17 protein-coding genes are annotated in these 17,629 nt (G+C 72.5%); 4 read left to right on the top strand and 13 right to left on the bottom strand.

Features of this window, described 5'->3' with window-relative positions:
• Positions 1-64: 64 nt before the first annotated feature.
• Complete coding sequence (locus FHX81_RS17345) at positions 65-1,303, top strand: DUF885 domain-containing protein (RefSeq protein WP_141979160.1); 1,239 nt, start codon at positions 65-67, stop codon at positions 1,301-1,303.
• A gap of 462 nt (positions 1,304-1,765) precedes the next feature.
• Positions 1,766-3,055: an RNA 5'-3' helicase PhoH2 gene (gene phoH2 / locus FHX81_RS17340; protein ID WP_141979159.1), complete on the top strand. Its 1,290-nt coding sequence runs from the start codon at positions 1,766-1,768 to the stop codon at positions 3,053-3,055.
• Here phoH2 and FHX81_RS17335 read toward each other — a convergent pair.
• From FHX81_RS17335 to pdxR, 4 genes are all read right to left on the bottom strand, one after another.
• Positions 3,043-3,735 carry a Pr6Pr family membrane protein gene (locus tag FHX81_RS17335; protein WP_170232082.1) on the bottom strand — a complete coding sequence of 231 codons (693 nt, stop codon included), beginning with the start codon at positions 3,733-3,735 and terminating at the stop codon, positions 3,043-3,045. The two genes, phoH2 and FHX81_RS17335, sit on opposite strands and share 13 nt — an antisense overlap.
• A gap of 70 nt (positions 3,736-3,805) precedes the next feature.
• Positions 3,806-5,245 carry a GuaB1 family IMP dehydrogenase-related protein gene (locus FHX81_RS17330; protein ID WP_141979158.1) on the bottom strand — a complete coding sequence of 480 codons (1,440 nt, stop codon included), beginning with the start codon at positions 5,243-5,245 and terminating at the stop codon, positions 3,806-3,808.
• 361 nt (positions 5,246-5,606) lie between these two features.
• The gene (locus FHX81_RS17325; RefSeq protein ID WP_141979157.1) at positions 5,607-7,136 is read right to left on the bottom strand and encodes an ATP-dependent DNA ligase; all 1,530 of its coding nucleotides are present in this window, start codon (positions 7,134-7,136) and stop codon (positions 5,607-5,609) included.
• Between the two features lie 37 nt (positions 7,137-7,173).
• Positions 7,174-8,547, bottom strand: coding sequence for a MocR-like pyridoxine biosynthesis transcription factor PdxR (pdxR, locus tag FHX81_RS17320; protein WP_141979156.1), 1,374 nt, complete (start codon positions 8,545-8,547; stop codon positions 7,174-7,176).
• Between the two features lie 47 nt (positions 8,548-8,594).
• On the opposite strand from pdxR, the gene FHX81_RS17315 reads away from it, so the two are divergent.
• The gene (locus FHX81_RS17315; protein WP_141979155.1) at positions 8,595-9,509 is read left to right on the top strand and encodes a DMT family transporter; all 915 of its coding nucleotides are present in this window, start codon (positions 8,595-8,597) and stop codon (positions 9,507-9,509) included.
• Positions 9,510-9,577: 68 nt separating this feature from the next.
• Here FHX81_RS17315 and FHX81_RS17310 read toward each other — a convergent pair whose 3' ends face one another.
• Complete coding sequence (locus FHX81_RS17310) at positions 9,578-10,972, bottom strand: class II fumarate hydratase (RefSeq protein WP_141979154.1); 1,395 nt, start codon at positions 10,970-10,972, stop codon at positions 9,578-9,580.
• Between the two features lie 64 nt (positions 10,973-11,036).
• Here FHX81_RS17310 and FHX81_RS17305 point away from each other — a divergent pair, with 64 nt between their 5' ends.
• Positions 11,037-12,008 (top strand): NAD(P)/FAD-dependent oxidoreductase, encoded by a 972-nt coding sequence (locus FHX81_RS17305; protein ID WP_141979153.1) that lies wholly within the window; start codon positions 11,037-11,039, stop codon positions 12,006-12,008.
• Here the strand turns inward: FHX81_RS17305 and FHX81_RS17300 are convergent.
• The 8 genes from FHX81_RS17300 to FHX81_RS17265 all read right to left on the bottom strand — a co-directional run bounded on the left by FHX81_RS17300 (position 12,005) and on the right by FHX81_RS17265 (position 17,625).
• Complete coding sequence (locus tag FHX81_RS17300) at positions 12,005-12,436, bottom strand: L,D-transpeptidase (RefSeq protein WP_141979152.1); 432 nt, start codon at positions 12,434-12,436, stop codon at positions 12,005-12,007. The two genes, FHX81_RS17305 and FHX81_RS17300, sit on opposite strands and share 4 nt — an antisense overlap.
• A gap of 56 nt (positions 12,437-12,492) precedes the next feature.
• The gene (locus tag FHX81_RS17295) at positions 12,493-13,041 is read right to left on the bottom strand and encodes a L,D-transpeptidase (protein ID WP_246107861.1); all 549 of its coding nucleotides are present in this window, start codon (positions 13,039-13,041) and stop codon (positions 12,493-12,495) included.
• 161 nt (positions 13,042-13,202) lie between these two features.
• Entirely contained in the window at positions 13,203-13,970 is a 768-nt protein-coding gene (locus FHX81_RS17290; protein ID WP_141979150.1) for a S1 family peptidase, read from the bottom strand.
• Between the two features lie 126 nt (positions 13,971-14,096).
• Entirely contained in the window at positions 14,097-15,152 is a 1,056-nt protein-coding gene (gene glpX / locus FHX81_RS17285) for a class II fructose-bisphosphatase (RefSeq protein ID WP_141979149.1), read from the bottom strand.
• A 53-nt stretch (positions 15,153-15,205) separates the two neighbouring features.
• On the bottom strand, positions 15,206-15,415 hold the full coding sequence (locus tag FHX81_RS17280; RefSeq protein ID WP_106617365.1) for an exodeoxyribonuclease VII small subunit: 210 nt from the start codon (positions 15,413-15,415) through the stop codon (positions 15,206-15,208).
• Positions 15,412-15,819, bottom strand: a complete 408-nt coding sequence (locus tag FHX81_RS17275; protein WP_141979148.1) for a sugar ABC transporter substrate-binding protein — start codon at positions 15,817-15,819, stop codon at positions 15,412-15,414. The genes FHX81_RS17280 and FHX81_RS17275 overlap by 4 nt, the downstream gene beginning before the upstream one ends.
• Positions 15,800-17,143, bottom strand: coding sequence for an exodeoxyribonuclease VII large subunit (gene xseA, locus FHX81_RS17270; protein WP_246107860.1), 1,344 nt, complete (start codon positions 17,141-17,143; stop codon positions 15,800-15,802). Before xseA ends, FHX81_RS17275 begins: the two co-directional genes overlap by 20 nt.
• Positions 17,140-17,625, bottom strand: a complete 486-nt coding sequence (locus FHX81_RS17265) for a lipid droplet-associated protein (RefSeq protein ID WP_141979147.1) — start codon at positions 17,623-17,625, stop codon at positions 17,140-17,142. Before FHX81_RS17265 ends, xseA begins: the two co-directional genes overlap by 4 nt.
• Positions 17,626-17,629: the final 4 nt, after the last annotated feature.

Below are 17,629 nucleotides of genomic sequence, written 5' to 3'. Positions count from 1 at the left end.
CAGAAATCGTGGGACCGGTTCCGCTGTGGTAAACCGGGCGGTCTTCTCGTATGGTCTTCAGTCCGTGGACGGCGACCGGATCGTGCGTGAGTACCTGCTGCTCGGGCTGAGGCTCGATCGGCTGTCACCCGGTCTGGTGGACTCGTTCACCGGCGACCGGGCGCTGCGCCGGGCCGTGGACGTCGAGCCGAGGCCGCACCCCGTCGCGCTGACCGAGCAGGCCAGGCTGCTGCGCCGCGAGCTGCCCGGCGCCGACCTGGCACCGGACCGCAAGCGCTTCCTGGACGCCCACCTGACCGCGATCGAGGCGATCGCGCGCAAGCTCGCGGGCGTGCGCGTCGGCTTCGTCGACGAGGTGCGCGCGTACTTCCAGGTCGACATCCGCCCCGGCCACCCCGACACCTACCGCCGTGCGCACGCGAGCCTGGACGAGCTGCTGCCCGGCCCCGGCACGCTGGCCGAACGGCTGGCCGACCACCGCGCGCTGGACGAGGTGCCGCCGCGCCGCCTCAAGGCCGCCGTGCACGCCCTGTCCAGCGCGCTGCGTGACCGCGTGCGGCAACGGTTCGAGCTGCCGGTGGACGAGCTGGTGGAGTACGAGATCGTCACCGACAAGCCGTGGAGCGGCTTCAACTACTACCTGGGCGGCTTCCGGTCCCGCGTGGCGATCAACGCCGACCTGGGGCACCGGATGTCGAACCTGCCGCACCTCGTCGCGCACGAGTCCTACCCCGGTCACCACACCGAGCACTGCCGCAAGGAGGTGGGCCTGGTCGGCAAGCGCGGGCACGCCGAGCAGGCGTTGTTCCTGATCAACACGCCGCAGTGCCTGATGGCCGAGGGCATGGCCGAGCTCGGCCTGCACGCCGCGGTCGGCCCGGGCTGGGGCCGCTGGGCCGAGGAGGTCATGGCCGACCTGGGCCTGCGGATGGACGGCGAGCTGTCCGAACGGGTCGAGGGCGCGCTGTCCGGGCTGCTCACCGTGCGTCAGGACGCCGCCCTGATGCTCCACGACCGGCGTGCCCATCCGGATGACGTCGTGGCCTTCCTGTGCCGGTGGCTGCTGGTCCCCGAACGCCGTGCCCGTCACATGCTGCGCTTCCTCGGTGACCCTCTGTGGCGGGCGTACACGACGACGTACGTGGAGGGCGTGCGCCTGATCCGAGCATGGCTCGACTTGCGTGCCCCGACCGACACGCTCGGTAACCGCTACCTGAGACTTCTTGACGAACCGCTGGTGCCGGCCGTGGTGGCGGAGGAGGTCGCGGCGGGCGTGCCCTGGCTGTCCCGCGACCCTGGGTGACCGACCGGGCCGCGACCGGCCGCACCGGCCCTGAGCTGCGTGGACGAGGTGGTGTTGCGCCGATGTGACGGCCCGGTGTCGCCCGCGGGCACCCGGTGTGGACACCTTTCGCCAGTTTTGCGGCGAGGTGACGAATTGACGAATCACCTGTGTGGCTGCCTGCATAAGAGGGACCTGCGGAGGTAACTTCCGGTTGGCGGGACGCGTCCACTGCGGACCGCGCAGGGAGGCCCTGATCGTGGCTGTATGCGCGAGGGGGCCGGCACCCGGCCCTCGTGGTCGGTGCGCCTGAGCTAGACGGCGTGCCGGTCGATCGGGGTGGTGCCTGGCCCAGCGAGGAGCGGACGCGGGTGCCGCGTTCGTGAGGGAGTTGCCGTGAACGCACGACGACCCGCGAGCCGTTCCTCAGGCTCATCGCGCAGCACTTCCCGGCGCCGTGGCGCGCCGACGGTCAACACGTACGTGGTGGACACGTCCGTGCTGCTCTCCGACCCCCTGGCCACCACGCGGTTCGCCGAGCACGAGGTCGTGCTGCCGCTCGTGGTCATCAGCGAGCTGGAGGGCAAGCGGCACCACCCCGAACTGGGCTGGTTCGCCCGGGAGGCGCTGCGCCTGCTCGACGACCTGCGCCTGCGGCACGGCCGGCTGGACCACCCGGTCCCGATCGGCGAGGACGGCGGCACGCTGCGCGTCGAGCTCAACCACTCCGACCCGGAGGTGCTGCCCGCGGGTTTCCGCACGGACTCCAACGACGCCCGGATACTGGCCTGCGCGCTCAACCTCGCGGCCGACGGCAACGCCGTCACGCTGGTCACCAAGGACATGCCGCTGCGGGTCAAGGCCGGCGCGGTCGGCCTGGCCGCCGAGGAGTACCGGGCGCACGACGTGACGCTGTCCGGGTACTCGGGCATGTCCGACCTGGACGTGGACCAGTCCGTCGTGGACGCGCTGTACCGCGACACCGTGATCGACCCGGCGCTGTTCGACCTGGCGCACGTGGCCGAGCTGCCGTGCCACAGCGGGTTGCGGCTGCTGGCGGGCACGTCCAGCGCCTTGGGGCGGGTGACGGCGGACAAGCGGTTGCGGCTGGTGCGCGGCGACCGGGAGGCGTTCGGGCTGCACGGCCGGTCGGCGGAGCAGCGCGTCGCGCTGGACCTGCTGCTGGACACCGAGGTCGGCATCGTCTCGCTGGGCGGACGGGCCGGCACGGGTAAGTCGGCGCTCGCGCTGTGCGCGGGGTTGGAGGCGGTCATGGAACGCCGCCAGCACCGCAAGGTCGTGGTGTTCCGCCCGCTGTACGCGGTGGGCGGGCAGGAGCTGGGGTACCTGCCCGGTTCCGAGAGCGAGAAGATGCAGCCGTGGGCGCAGGCGGTGTTCGACACGCTCGGCGCGCTGGTCAGCCAGGACGTGGTCGAGGAGGTCATGGACCGCGGCATGCTCGAGGTCATGCCGCTGACCCACATCCGCGGCCGGTCGCTGCACGACTCGTTCGTGATCGTGGACGAGGCGCAGTCGTTGGAGCGCAACGTGCTGCTGACCGTGCTGTCGCGGTTGGGCGCGAACTCGCGGGTCGTGCTCACGCACGACGTGGCGCAGCGTGACAACCTGCGCGTGGGGCGGCACGACGGGGTGGCGGCGGTCATCGAGAAGCTGAAGGGCCACCCGCTGTTCGCGCACGTCACGTTGACGCGGTCGGAGCGCTCCCCGATCGCCGCGCTGGTCACCGAGATGCTGGAGGACTACGCCTCCTGACGGTCGCCGTGACGCCGAGGCCGCCCCGGTCCGCCGTGATCGGGGCGGCCTTCCCCCGTCCCGGTGCGGTCCGGTGGTCGGGCAGGCGGCGCGGGCCTCAGGACCCCGTCGATCGGCTTCATGATCGCGGCGGCGACCGCGGCCACGGCCGGCACCAGCAGGGCGTTGCGCAGGGCGGTGCCGAAGCCGACCTCCGTGACGTCGAGGAACGGGTACGGGTACCAGTCCGTGATCGCGCCGTGGACGAAGGTGTACAGGATCCACAACACCGGCCAGATGAGGAGCGCCTTGGCGATCGTCGACCAGTCGATGCGCGGCCGGGGCCCGAACAGCAACCAACCGAGCACGGCCAGCACCGGCGAGAGCCGGTGGAACCCGAGGTCGACCCACCAGGACACGCCGACGTGGTGGACCAGCGGCGCGAGCAGGACGGCGAACACGACGCCGGTGATCGTGATGCCGAGCAGGGCGTCCAGCCGCGCCACGCGCCACCGGCGCACGAGGCGGACGTCCAGCGGCACCCGCACCTCCCCTTGACCGGCGTTCACGTCCGGCCCGCTGGTGAAGATCAGCACCAGTTGGGTGATCAACGACGCGGCGATGACGGCCGCGAGCACGCCGTGCCACACCCGTGAGCCGGTGTGCCACGCGGTGGAACGGCGTGCGATCGCGGTGCTCATCACCCGATCATCGGACCGGTTCCGGGGCTCGGCCGGTCGAACCCCGGGTTCGGCCGGTCGAACCCCGAGGTCACCACCCCGACGGGAGCGGCCGTCCTTCGGCGAACCCGGCGGCGCTCTGCACGCCGACCGTGGCCCGGGCGTGGAACTCCTCCAACGTCTGCGCCCCCGCGTAGGTGCAGGCGCTGCGGACGCCCGACGTGATGGCGTCGAGCAGGTCCTCGACGCCGGGGCTGTTCGGGTCCAGGCGCATGCGCGAGGTGGAGATGCCCTCCTCGAACAGGCCCTTCCGGGCGCGGTCGAACGCGTTGTCGGTGCGGGTGCGTGCGGACACGGCGCGCTTGGACGCCATGCCGAACGACTCCTTGTAGAGGCGTCCCTGCTCGTCGCGCTGGAGGTCGCCGGGGGATTCGTAGGTGCCGGCGAACCAGGAGCCGATCATGACGCTGGACGCGCCCGCGGCCAGGGCGAGGGCCACGTCGCGCGGGTGGCGGACGCCGCCGTCGGCCCAGACGTGCTTGCCGAGCCGCCGCGCTTCGGCGGCGCACTCGGCGACCGCGGAGAACTGCGGCCGGCCGACGCCGGTCATCATGCGGGTGGTGCACATCGCGCCCGGTCCGACGCCGACCTTGACGATGTCCGCGCCGGCTTCGACCAGGTCGCGGACGCCCTCGGCGGTGACGACGTTGCCCGCGACGACCGGGACCGCCGGGCGCGCCTCGCGGACGGCCTTCAGGGCGGCGAGCATCTTGTCCTGGTGGCCGTGGGCGGTGTCGACGACGAGGGTGTCGACGCCGGCGTGGAGCAGCTGCTCGGCCTTGGCGGTGACGTCGCCGTTCACGCCGATCGCGGCGGCGACGCGCAGCGCGCCCGCGCCGTCGAGGGCGGGTTGGTAGACGTCGGCGCGCAGCGCGCCCAGGCTGGTCATCACGCCGCGCAGGCGCCCGTCGGCGTCGACCCCGAGCGCGATCCGCTGGGTGCCACCGTGCAGCCGGTCGAAGACGTCACGCGGAGGGGTGTCCAACGGAAGGGTGACGATGCGGTCGTCGGCCACGTCGTGCAACCGCGTGAACCGGTCGACCCCGGCACACGCGGCCTCGTCCACGACCCCCGTCGGCCGTCCGTCGTCGTCGATCACGACAACCGCCCCGTGCGCCCGCTTGTGCAGGAGGTTGACCGCGTCGGCGACCGAGTCGCCCGAGTGCAGCGTCAGCGGGGTGTCCCACACGGTGTGCCGTGCCTTGACCCACTGCACGATCTCCGCGACCGCCTCCGGCGCCACGTCCTGCGGCAGCACCACCAGCCCGCCGCGCCGCGCCACGGTCTCCGCCATCCGCCGTCCCGCCACCGCGGTCATGTTCGCGACCACGATCGGGATCGTCGCCCCCGTTCCGTCGGAGGTCGACAAGTCGACGCCGAACCTCGAGTCGACGGCCGATCGGCCGGGCACGAGGAAGACGTCGTCGTAGGTCAGGTCGTAGCTGGGCCGATGCCCTTCGATGAACCGCACGAGAACTTGACGATACTCGCGTCGGAGCGACTTCGCCCTGGTTGTGCGCACCATCGACGGGATCGGTACGGGGTCTGCGGTTGTACGTTCCTCCAAGTCCGCACTGCTGCGGCTTCACGCCGCGCGGGGGGCGCCGGGGGTGCGCGCGGTCGCGTCGAGGGTCTCCGTGGGTCGGGTGGTGGCTGTGTCGGGGCCTCCGGGGATGGCGTGGCGGTGGCTGGGGCGGGATGGGGTCTCGATGGGGCGGCGGTGGGTGGCCTCGGGCAGGCGGGGTGGTCGGGCAGGCGGGTGGTTGGTCGGGCTTCCTCTTCGTGTCAACCGAGGGACGGTAACGGTGTTTCCGTACATGTCGGGGACATGATCACCCGATCGTGTTCGGGGCAGGGGGTTCACGCTGCGGCAACAGGGCGCGGACCGCGTCGATCGTGTCCGCGTCGCCCGCGTCCTTGTCCGGCCGGTAGCGCAGCACCCGGGCGAAGCGCAGCGCCACGCCGCCCGGGTAGCGGGGACTCACCTGGACGCCGTCCAGCTCGATCTCGATCACCATCTCCGGCCGGACCACCACCACCCAGTCCGTCTTCTCCGTCGCGATCGCCATCAGCTCACGTGTCTGCCAGGCCAGCAACTCGTCGGTCAACCCCTTGAAGGTCTTGCCGACCATGATCGGCGGCCCGCCGTCCGGGTCCCGCGCGCCCAGGTGCAGGTTCGACAGCAGCCCCCTCCGCCGACCGCTGCCCCACTCCACCCCGAGCACCACGAGGTCGAGCGTGTGCACCGGCTTCACCTTCTGCCACGCCCGCCCCCGCCGCCCCGCCGCGTACACCGACTCCAGCGACTTCACCATCACGCCCTCGTGCCCGGCGGCCAGCGCCTCGGCCAGCACGCGCGCCGCCTCCTCCGCCGACCCGGGCGACACCACCCCCGGGATGACGTGCGACCCGGCCACCCGTCGCACCGCGTCCAGCCGCACCCGCAAGGGCTCGTCCAGCAGGTCCACGCCGTCCAGGTGCAGGCAGTCGAAGAAGAACGGGCTCAGCAGCAGCTCCCGCACGTCCTGCGCCCCGAACCGGCTCATCGTCTCCTGGAACGGCCGGGGCTTGCCCTCGTCGGTCAGCGCCAGGGTCTCCCCGTCCAGCACCACCGACGTGCACGGCAGTGCCCGCACCAGCTCCACCAGCTCCGGCACGGTGCCGGTGATCTCCCTCAACGTCCGCGTGAAGATCCGCACCTCGTCACCCGACCGGTGGACCTGGATCCGCGCGCCGTCCAGCTTGTGCTCCACCACGCACGACCCCAGCTCGCCCAGCGCCGCGTCCAGCGACTCCGCCGGCGACGCGAGCATCGGCCGCACCGGCCGCCCCACCTCCAGCCGGAACGCCGCCAACGCCTCCTCGCCGCTCATCGCGGCCACCGCCGTGCCCGGCAGCGACCCCGACAGCATGAACGCCCGCCGCACCACCTCGCCGGGCACGTCGGCCGCCCGCGCGATCGCGTCCAACATCACCCCTTCGAGTGCACCTTGACGCAGTTCACCCGTGAGCAACCGGCGCAGGAAGTCCTGTTCTGCGGCCGTGGCCCGGCCGAACAGCGACGTCAGCGCCTCGACCCGGCGGGCCGCCGAGCCCTTGCCTCCGATCGCGGCGAACGACCCCAGCGCCGCGTCCACATCGGACACCGTCAGCGACGGCTCCGGCGCGGGCGGCACGTCCAGGTCGAACACGGTGCGCCAGCCCGCGCCGATGCGGCCCTGGCTGGGCACGCCGACCAGGAACGACACCACCGCGGGCGTGCTCATCCGGCGCACCAGCCCGGCCAGGGCGGCGACCTTGGCCAGGCGGGAGCGCGTCGCCGCCACCGCGGCGGACGTCTCGACGACTTCGGTGAACAACACGCTGACCATGGTGCACCCGAGCACCGACAAAAACCGGTCAGGCGGCCGCGCGCAGCTCCCGGACGGCCTCCCGCAGCCGGTCCGGCGTCAACGCCGCGTACCCGAGCACGAGCCCCGGGAACGTCGGTGTGCGCGCGTACCGGGCCAGCGCCGGCGCGTTCACCCCGCGGCGGGCCAGCCGGTCCTGCAACGCCACGTCGTCCGTCCCGGCCGGCAGCCGCACGACCACGTGCAGCCCGGCCGCCACCCCGATCGGCTCCCACTCCGGCAGCACGGCCCGCAACGCCTCGAGCAACGCGTCCCGCCGCGCCCGGTAGAGCTGGCGCGTGCGGCGCAGGTGCCGGTCGTACCCGCCGGTGCTCAGCAGCCGGGCCAGCGCCGCCTGGTGCAGCGTCCCCGTGCCCAGGTCGTCCAACCGCTTGCGGTCCACCACGATGTCGCGCATCGCGGGCGGCAGCACCAGCCACCCCAGGCGCAGCGCGGGGGCGAGCACCTTGCTCGTGCTGCCCTGGTACACCACGCGGGTCGGGTCGAGTGCCTGCATCGCGCCCAACGCCGGTCGGTCGTAGCGGTGCTCGGCGTCGTAGTCGTCTTCCACCACCACGCCGTCGCACGCGCGCGCCCAGTCCAACAGCGCGCGCCTACGCGAAGGGTGCAGCACGACACCCAAAGGGAACTGGTGCGCCGCCGTCACGAGCACCGCCCGGCAGTCCGCAGTGGACAGCAGGTCGACGCGCAACCCGTCCGAGTCGACGGGAACCGTGCGAACCTCCAAGCCGTGCAGGGCGAAGATCTCCGCGGGGCCGAAGTGGCTCGGCTCCTCGATGGCGACGCTGCGGTGCCCGGTCGCCAGCAGAACGCGCGCCAGCAGTGAAAGCCCTTCCGCCGCACCGTTCGTCACGACCACTTCGGACGGTCGCGCGGCCACGGCGCGCACCCGTCCCAGGTAGTCCGCCAGCTCCCGGCGCAACGGGCCGAAACCGGCCGGGTCGGGGTAGCCGAGGTCGTCGGTGGCCAGGTCCGCCAGCGCCGTCTTCTGCGCCTGCAACCACTCGTCGCGGGGGAACGCGCTCAGCGCGGGCACGCCGGGCTTGAGGTCGTAGCGGAACTTCGGCGGCGGTTCGGTGGTCGAGGTGTCGGTCGCGCCCGGCCACGTGCAGGCGGCCGCCACGGTGGTGCCGGAGCCGCGTCGCGCGGTCAGGTAGCCCTCGCCGATGAGCTGCGCGTACGCGGACGTGACCGTGCCGCGGGCGACGCCGAGCTGGGCGGCCAGGTCGCGGCTGGACGGCAGGCGGGTGCCCGGCGCGAGCCGCCCGTCCCGCACGGCGCGGCGCAGCTCGGACTCCACCCCGCGCCTGCCGTTCGGGGCGGGGAGGAGGAGTTCGCGGAAAGTGGTCCAGTTGGCGGGCATCGAAGTGGAGCTTAATCGTGGACCACTGGTCGCGGAGAGTTCCGGGCATGGGATACGGCAGAACGGCGATCGCGGCGGGTGCGATGTCGTCGGTGATCGTGGGCGCGTCCGTGCCGGTGACCGGCTTGCTCCAGGGGTATCCGCTGCTCACGGGCCAGGCGATGCGGTACGCGCTGGGTGGGGTGGCGTTGCTGGGGTGGGTCTGGCTGCGGGGTGGGCGGCTGCCGGTGCCGCGGCTGAGGGACTGGCCCGCGTTGGTCGGGCTGGTGGCGACCGGGATGCTCGGGTTCAACGCGTGCGTGCTGTACGCGCAGCGGTACGCCGAGCCGGGGTTCGTGGCGGCCGTGCTCGGGGCCAGCCCGCTGGTGCTGGCGCTGGTGGCGCCGTTGCTGGCGGGGCGGAGGCCGTCCGGTGCGGCGGTGGTCGGTGCGGTGGCCGTGGTCGGCGGGGTGGTGGTGCTGTCCGGCGGTGGGTCGTGGCACGGGCCGGGGTTGCTGCTGGCGGTGTTGACGATGGCGGGTGAGGCGTCGTTCACGCTGTTCGCGGTGGGTGTGGTGCGGCGGTTGGGCGGGGTGGCGGTGGCGACGTGGTGCTGCCTGCTCGCGGCCGCGGCCGGTGCGGTGGTGGGGACGGCGGTCGGCGGGTGGCAGGTGCCGACGGCGTCCGAGGGCGTGGCGCTGGTCGTGCTGGGGGTCGTCGTGACGGCCGTGGCGTTCGGGCTCTGGTACTTCGCGGTGGCGCGGTTGGGCGCGGACCGGGCGGGGGTGCTGATCGGGCTGATGCCGGTGGCCGGGCTGGTCGCGTCGGTGGTGCTCGGTGCGCAGGCGTTGACGGCGGTGGCGGCGGCCGGGGCGGTCGCGGTGGCGGTGGGGTGCGTGGTCGGGCTGCGGGGGCGGGCGGCCGGGGTCGACCGCCCGCCCTTGGTCGAGCCGGAAGTCCAGGTCGCGCGTTCCGAGCGTTGAATTCAGGGGTCCTGAACGTAGGACTCACGGGGCCTGGGGGTTCGACACTCGGGGCCTGGGGGTTCGACTCACGGGTGGGGGTTGGCCATGCGGAGGACGTCGAGGGCGGCGTCCAGGTCGGCTTCGGAGAGCTTGCCGGGGACGTGGCCGCGTTCGAGGACGACCTCGCGGATGGTCTTGCGCTCCTTCAGGGACTGCTTGGCGATGGAGGCGGCTTCCTCGTAGCCCAGGTAGCGGTTGAGGGGGGTGACGATGGACGGCGACGACTCGGCGTACTCGCGCATCCGGTCGATCTGCGGCTCGGCGCCGGTCAGCACCTTGTCGGCGAGCAGGCGGGCGACGGCGGCCAGCAGGCGGGCCGACTCCAGGACGTTGCGGGCGATCACGGGCAGCATCACGTTGAGCTGGAAGTTGCCCTGCGACCCGGCGAACGCCACCGCCGCGTCGTTGCCGATCACCTGCGCCACCACCATCATCGTGGCCTCGGAGATCACCGGGTTCACCTTGCCCGGCATGATCGACGAGCCCGGCTGGAGGTCCGGCAGCGCCAGCTCGCCCAGGCCGGTGCGGGGACCGGAGCCGAGCCACCGCAGGTCGTTCGCGACCTTGTAGAGCCCCACGGCGGTGGCCCGCAGCTGCCCGGAGATCTCCACCACGCCGTCCTGCGTGGCCTGCGCCTCGAAGTGGTCGCGCGCCTCGGTCAGCGGCAGGCCGGTGACCGAGGCCAGCTCGGCCGAGACCGCGGCGCCGAAGCCCGCCGGCGCGTTCAGGCCGCTGCCCACGGCCGTGCCGCCGATCGGCAGCTCGGCCAGCCGGGGGAGCGAGGAGGTGAGGCGTTCGATCCCGTACCGGACCTGGGTCGCCCACGCGCCCGCCTCCTGGCCCAGCGTGACCGGCACGGCGTCCATCAGGTGCGTGCGACCGGACTTCACCAGCGACGTCCAGTCGGCGGCCCGGGCGTCCAGCACCGAGACGAGGTGCTCCAGGGCCGGGATGACGTCGCGCGCCACGGCTTCGGTGGCGGCGACGCGCAGGGTGGTCGGGAACGTGTCGTTGGACGACTGGGAGGCGTTGACGTGGTCGTTCGGGTGCACGTCACGGCCCAGCGCGCGGGTCGCCAGGGTGGCGATGACCTCGTTGGCGTTCATGTTCGACGACGTGCCGGACCCGGTCTGGAACACGTCCACCGGGAAGTGCTCGTCGTGCTCGCCCGCCGCGACGGCGTCGGCGGCCGAGGCGATGGCCGCGGCGACTTCGGGTTCCAGTACCCCCAAGCGCTCGTTCACCCGCGCCGCGGCGGCCTTGAGCAGGCCGAGCGCGCGGATCTGGGTGCGTTCCAGGCCGCGCCCGGAGATCGGGAAGTTCTCCACCGCGCGCTGCGTCTGCGCACGCCACAGCGCGTCCGCCGGCACCCTGACCTCGCCCATGGTGTCGTGCTCGACGCGGTACTCCTGTTCAGCCATACCACCGAGTTTGGACCGGCTTGCCTTACTGGGCACAGTGGCGTGGAACACCTATGGTCGAGGGATGGAGCTTGAGGTCGACCTGCTGATCGTCGGTGCGGGCCCCACGGGGCTGTTCGCGGCGTACTACGCGGGGTTCCGGGACCTGTCGGTCGCGCTGGTCGACGCGCTGCCCGAGGCGGGCGGCCAGATCACCGCGATGTACCCGGAAAAGATGATCTTCGACGTGGCCGGCTTCCCGGCGGTGCGCGGGCGCGAGCTGGTGAGCGCGCTCGTGCAGCAGGCCGACCAGTGGCAGCCGACGTACCTGCTCGGCCGCCAGGCGCGCACCTTGTCCGAAGTGGACGGTCGGCTGGAGGTCGGCCTGGCCGACGGTGGCCTGGTGCGGGCGGGCGCGGTGCTGATCACGGCGGGCATCGGCGAGTTCAAGCCGCGTCCGCTGCCCGCGGGCGACGGCTGGCTGGACCGGGGCGTGGTGCACTTCGTGCCCAAGCTCGACGTGCACACCGGCCAGGACGTGGTGGTCGTCGGCGGCGGCGACTCGGCGTTCGACTGGGCGCTCGCGCTGCACCCGATCGCGTCCAGCGTCACGGTCGTGCACCGGCGGGCGACGTTCCGGGCGCACCCGCCGACCGTGCGGCAGGTCCGCGAGCTGGGCGTGGAGATCATCACCGACGCCGAGGTGCTGGCGCTGCGCGGCGACCCCGACCTGGCCGAGGTGGAGCTGGGCCTGAAGGGCGGCGACCGCAAGGTGCTGCCCGCGCGGACCGTGGTCGCGGCCCTGGGCTTCACCGCCGACCTGGGCCCGATCGAGTCGTGGGGGCTGGAGCTCGACCACCGGGCGGTGCTGGTGGACACCACCATGCGCACCGCCCGGGATCGCGTCTACGCGGCGGGCGACGTCGCCCAGTACCCCGGCAAGGTGAAGCTGATCGCCACCGGGTTCGGCGAGGCCGCCACCGCGGTCAACAACATCGCCGTGCTGCTCAACCCCGAGGCCCACCTGTTCCCGGGCCACTCGAGCAACGCGGGTTAGGCGACCACCTGCACCTGCTCGCCCGGGAACAGGTTGTCGTGGAACACCGACGACTCCTGCGGGCCCAGGTGCACGCAGCCGTGCGACTGCACGTTCGGGTCACCCTGGTGGAACGCGATGCCGTTCGTGGTGAAGTACACCGCGTTCGGCATCGGCGCGTTGTAAGGCACGCTCCAGTCGTCCTTCACCTTGCGCAGCACGGGATAGGTGCCGACGGGGGTCTCGTAGCCGGGCATCCCGTGGGACACCGGCACGGGGCCGTAGCTGGCGCTCCCGTCGTGGATCAGCCACGCCTGGTCGGTGGACAACTGCACGCACGCGCCGTTCCGCACGGAGCACGGCGTGCCGGTCGATGCGTTCGCGGGAGTCGCGAGGCCGAAGGTCAGGGCCACCGCGGCTAGCGCCGTCGTGCCGAGCGTCTTCCTCATCGCTATCACTCCTCGGTGTCAGGATTACCCACCGACGAGTGATCCAACACACGCCGTTACGCGGTTACCTGAACCTGGTCACCCACTTGGAGGGTGCGGAAGTACTTCGCCGCGGCTTCCCGGGACAGGTGGATGCAGCCGTGGGACTCGTCGGTGAGGCTGCCCTCGTGGAACGCGATGCCGTTGCTGACGAAGTAGGTCGAGTACGGCATCTCGGCCATCCCGAAGTCGCGGCTGTAGTCGAGTTCGACCTTCCACAGCACCTCGTGGTAGCCGACGGGCGTCTCGTACCCGGGCATGCCGGACGTGGTCGGCACCGGCCCGTAGCTGATCCGGCCCCCGCTGATCAGCCACGACTCGTTGGTCGACAGCCGCACGCACGCGCCCTCGGTGATGTCGCACGGCGTGCCGGGCACGGTCACCGGCGGCGGAGGCGGCGCGGGCTGCGGGTCCGGCGTCTTCGTGGTCTCGGTCGGCGGGGCGGGCGCGGGGGTGGGGGTGGACGGCTCCGACGTCGGTGCGGAGGAGGTGGGGGAAGGAGGAACCGCGGCCGGGCCGGCTGCTTCCGTCGTCCCGCAAGCCGTTGCCAGCAAAGCGATCGCCACCAGTGCTGCTCTGCGCATCGCGCGCCCCCCAGAATGATCGTGCTCGGTACTGATCCTGGAGACGCCCCGTCGAAGCCCCGGGTTGCAGACCCTTCGATAACGAATGGGAAAGGCCGCCCCACCCGGAGGGGGGACGGCCCTTCGAACGCGAGGACGAGCGGTTACACCGCGCCCGCGTACTGGCTGATCCACGAGCGGAACGCCGGCACGTCCATGTAGATCGACGGGCCGGTGGCGCAGGTGGAGCTGTTGTTGCCCGCGCGGCTGGTGGCGCCGATCAGCTGCCACACACCGTTCACGGACTTGATCTGCGGGCCGCCCGAGTCGCCGTAGCAGGCGCCCGAGTTGCCGTTCGGGTTGTTCGTGCAGATCTCCACCGAGCCGTAGATGCCCAGGCAGCTGCCGTCCGACACGATCGACGTGTTCAGCTCCTGCAGGGTGACCGGCGCGCCGCAGGCACCGCGCGGGGCGCAGGTCTGGCCCCACCCGATGATGCGGGTCGCCGTGCCGACCGCACCCGACGTCGACGCCACCGCGATCGGCGTCTGGCTCACCGAGGTGGCCAGGCGCACCAGCGCGATGTCGTACGACGAGTGGGTGACGACCTGGGCGCCGGACGCGACCGTGCCGCCGCTGGTGCGGTTGGTGGTGCCGATGCGGGCCCGGATCGAGGACGCCGAACGGCCCTGCACGCAGTGCTTGGCCGTGACGACCCAGTTGGCCTTGATCAGCGAGCCGCCGCAGAAGTGGCTACCCGTGGTGCTCTGCAGGGACACCATGAACGAGTAGGTCTGCGTGGCGTTGCCGCCGCCCACGATGAACGGGGTGACGCCGCCGTCGGTCGCCGGGGCCGCCGCCGCCCCGGCCGCCGAGGCGAGAGCCGCGCCGACCGCCACCGCGAAGGCGGTGAACAGGGTACGAACCTTCATCGCTTCCTCTCCGTCCCCGGCGCAGGGTGCTCGGGGACGGATCGGAAACTAGGGATGAACGCGACGTGATCACCACAGCCGATCGGCCGGTAACGCCGGGTTCACAGTTGACGGCGCCGGGCAGGCCTACGGCAGCGGCGGCAGCGCGTCCTCGGCGCTCGGCGGGATGTCGAAGTCGACCGACGAGTACTCGCGCAGCTTGGTCAGCCGGTGGAAGCCGTCGATCATCCGGACCGTGCCCGACTTCGACCGCATCACGATCGACTGGGTCGTGCAGCCGCCCGCCCGGTAGTGCACGCCGCGCACCAGGTCGCCGTCGGTGACGCCGGTCGCGCAGAAGAACACGTTGTCGCCGCGCACCAGGTCGTCGGTCAGCAGCACGCGGTCCAGGTCGTGGCCCGCGTTCAGCGCCTTCTGCCGCTCCTCGTCGTCCTTGGGCCACAGCTTGGCCTGGATCGCGCCGCCCATGCACTTGAGCGCCGCCGCCGCGATGATGCCCTCCGGCGTGCCGCCGATGCCCACCAGCAGGTCGATGCCGGTGTTGGGCCGGGCCGCCGAGATCGCGCCCGCCACGTCGCCGTCGGAGATGAAGTGGATGCGCGCGCCCGCCGCGCGCACCTCGCCGATCAGCGACTCGTGCCGCGGCCGGTCCAGGACGCACACCGTCACGTCGGACACGTCGCTGTGCTTGGCCTTCGCGATCCGGCGGATGTTCTCGGCGATCGGCGCGGTGATGTCGATGACGTCCGCCGCCTCCGGCCCGGTGGCGAGCTTCTCCATGTAGAACACGGCGGACGGGTCGAACATCGCGCCCCGCTCGGCCACCGCGAGCACCGCCAGCGCGTTCGGCATGCCCTTGGCCATCAACGTGGTGCCGTCGATCGGGTCGACCGCCACGTCGCACTCGGGGCCGTTGCCGTCACCGACCTCCTCGCCGTTGAACAGCATGGGCGCCTCGTCCTTCTCGCCCTCGCCGATCACCACCACGCCCCGCATCGACACGGTGCCGATCAGCTTGCGCATGGCGTCCACCGCCGCGCCGTCGCCGCCGTTCTTGTCGCCGCGACCCACCCAGCGCCCGGCGGCCATGGCGGCCGCCTCGGTCACCCGGACGAGCTCCAGCGCGAGGTTCCGGTCAGGTGCCTCGCGACGGCGCTCGGACTGGCTGCTGCCTGTGACCATGACGTTTCCTCCTGCGAAGACTACCGGCCGGTAAAGCCAATCCTCGCACGTCGTCAGGCCTCGGCCACGTCCTCCTCGGTCACACTGAGTGCTTGATCGATCCGCTCCCGGGCACCCGCGAGCTGCCGCTCGCAGGTCTTCGCCAAGGCCTCGCCGCGTTCCCACAGCGCCAGCGACTCCTCCAGCGACAGGCCGCCCGCCTCCAGCTTGCGGACCACCTCCACCAACTCGTCCCTGGCCTGCTCGTAGCCCGGCTCGCTCACGTGGACAACTTCCCCAATCGGTTCTGGACGTGCACCACGACGGTGGCGACCGCCTGGTCGTAGCCGATGAACGCCTCGGCGAACTCGGCGCCGTCACCCTCGCGCACCGCGTCGTCGATGCGGTGCTCGGCGTCGGCGACGCGCCTGCGGTGCACCGAGCCGCGGCCCAGCCACCAGCGCAGGCCGGCGTAGCCGCAGGTCGCCTCGGACAGGTCGTGCAACCGGTTGATCAACGTCTGCCTGCCCGACGTGCAGCCCGCCACCAGGGACAGCCAGCAGTCGGCGGCGGCCCGGTCGGCCGACTCGGCGCGGTCGCGCACGGCGACGGCCCCTTCGTCGTCGGCGTCACTCGCGGCGGCCACCGTCAAGGGCAGGAACGTGGGCTCACGCGCCGGGTTCGGCACCACCGCCTCCTTCTTGGGCCGTCTTGCCGGCTCCGCCGGCTCGGTCGTCACTGCCGTCTCCGCCGGCGGTGACGACCGCGTGCACCGCGCCGTCGGCCACGCGAACCCTCAGCCGGGTGCCCGAGGGGGCTTGGGACGTCGACCGGAGGACCCCGTCGACCCCGTCGGGGGTGACGAGCTGCACCACGGCGTACCCGCGCGCCAGCGTGGCGGCAGGTCCGAGGGTCGTCAAGCGCGCCGTGGTCGCGGTCAGGCCCGCGGTCTCCGAGTCGAGCCGGTTGCGCACCGCGCGCCGGGCCCGTTCCCGCAGCCGGTCCACGTCCTCCGCGCGCCGGTCCAGCGGGCCGTACGGGTCCGACAGCGCGGGTCGCGTGCGCAGCGCGGCGAGCAGCTTGCGCTCGCGGTCCACCCAGCCGTGCAGGGCGCGGCGGCTGCGGTCGCGCAGCTGGCGGATCCGCTCGCCCTCCTCGGCGACGTCCGGCACGACCCGCTTGCCCGCGTCGGTCGGCGTGGAGCAGCGCACGTCGGCGACGTGGTCGACCAGCGGGGTGTCCGGCTCGTGCCCGATCGCGGACAGCACCGGCGTGCGGCACTGCGCCACCGCGCGGCACAGCGCCTCGTCGGAGAACGGCAGCAGGTCCTCCACGCTGCCGCCGCCGCGGGCCAGCACGATGACGTCCACCTCGGGGTCGCGGTCCAGAGTCGACAGTGCGGTGAGGATCTGCGGCACGGCCAACGCGCCCTGCACCGCGACGTTGACGACCCGGAACCGGGCGCCCGGCCAGCGGGCGTGCGCGTTGGTCAGCACGTCCCGCTCGGCGGCGGACGCGCGACCCGTGACGAGACCGATCTTGTTCGGCAGGAACGGTGGCCTGCGCTTGCGCCGCGGGTCGAACAGGCCCTCGGCGTTCAGCAGCTTGCGCAGCCGTTCGATGCGGGCCAGCAGCTCGCCGATGCCCACCTGCCGGATCTCGTCCACGCGCAGGCTCAGCGTGCCCCGGTTGGGGAAGAAGTTGGGCTTGCCGTGCACCACGACCCGGCTGCCCTCGGTGAGCTGGAGCTCGCGCACCAGGCCCACGGGCGCGGTCAGCTGCATCGACATGTCCACCGACGGGTCACGCAGGGTGAGGAACGCCGTCGCCGTGCCCGGACGGGCGCTGAGCTGGGTGACCTGGCCCTCGACCCACACGTCGCCCAGCCGGTTGATCCAGTCGAAGATCTTGCGCGCGACCGTCCGGACCGGCCACGGGTTCTCCGGGCTGGACCTCTCGGCGCTCGACTTCTCGGCCTGCGACTTCCCGGTGCCCGTCTGCTCGGGGTTCACTGCTGCTTGAGGTTCGCGATGCGGCGGGTGAGCATGCCGGTGAACTCGGGCCGGGCCGCGTGCGTGCGCTCGTGCGCCAGCAGCTCTTCGAGGTCCTCCGCGCTCAGCGTGCGCAGACGTGCCCTGAGCTGCGCCAACGACAGCTCGTCGTAGTTCGGCAGCACGGCGGGCGGCTCGGCGGCCAGCGCCTGCTCCTCCTCCGCCCACGGGTCGTCGGCCGTCGGCGGGCCGACCTCCGGCTCGTCCTCGTCGAACGTCGCCCACTCGGGTTGCTGCTCCGCCGGCCGCAGCACGGACAGCGCGTCGTCGCCCTTGATTGCGAGTTCCGTCACCCGCTGCTGGACCCGCATGGACAGCTGCAGGGCCTCACTGACCACGGTGACCGGGAGACCCGCGAGCTGCCGCGGGAGCTTCCGGGCCTGCTCGACGGCGGTGACCGCCAGTCCCGCGGCCAGGCGGACGGTCAGGGGCAGTGGCTTCATGCCC

The organism is Saccharothrix saharensis (assembly GCF_006716745.1).
In the GTDB taxonomy this organism is placed as follows: Bacteria; Actinomycetota; Actinomycetes; order Mycobacteriales; family Pseudonocardiaceae; genus Actinosynnema; species Actinosynnema saharense.
The sequence above is the reverse complement of the archived record's forward strand: the minus strand, read 5'-3'. Positions and strand labels throughout refer to the sequence as shown.